This window comes from Bartonella sp. PS7NMGDW, assembly GCF_042193585.1.
GTDB classification, from domain to species: Bacteria; Pseudomonadota; Alphaproteobacteria; order Rhizobiales; family Rhizobiaceae; genus Bartonella; species Bartonella grahamii.
On sequence record NZ_JBHILX010000125.1, the window covers coordinates 1 to 592 of the forward strand.

At 43.1% G+C, this 592-nt stretch carries 1 pseudogene; it reads right to left on the bottom strand.

The window, feature by feature from the left end:
- Window positions 1-8: 8 nt before the first annotated feature.
- Window positions 9-592: pseudogene (locus ACFIKJ_RS09675) on the bottom strand (DUF3792 domain-containing protein); the annotation flags it as partial.

The following is a 592-nucleotide window of genomic DNA, read 5'->3' on the forward strand; positions in this document are numbered from 1 at the left end:
TAGACGTTTTAAAGCATGAAAGTATCCTTACGGCTTCTGTAACCATAGTAGCCAAAAACACTGGAAATAATGGCACCTATCAGACTGCCTAAAAAGCCCCACCACCCCATATTGGAGGCTGTTTTTGTGGCTTTAGTTGCAGTGTTTTTGGCGCCCTTGATCGTATCCTCAAGATTGTCGGAGAGTGTTTCTGCCCGTTCTTCAAGGGCTTTGATGGCTTTTCCGGTTTTTTCCTCTGCGCTTTGATAGAGTTGAACGGCACGGTTTACTGCTGTTTGTGCATCCGCACGGGACATGCCATCGGTCATAAGGGCCTTGATGATATCACTTCGATCAAATTTTGTCGTGAGATCTTCTACACGATCAGACAGGTGCTCACCAAGATTTTTTAAAGTGGTACGATAGTGAGAAGGATCATTTTTGAAAGCTGTTATCGCAGAACCAATATCGTTGAGTGCAGCTTGGTAGGTTTGTTTTAAGCGATTAGGGTTGAGAGCAGGAATGTCGCTTTTATTAAGAAGGGTGCGCAATTCACTCGAAAGTTGATCGAAATTGATGCCATTGTCACTGTTTTTTGCAAAAAACTTTTCAA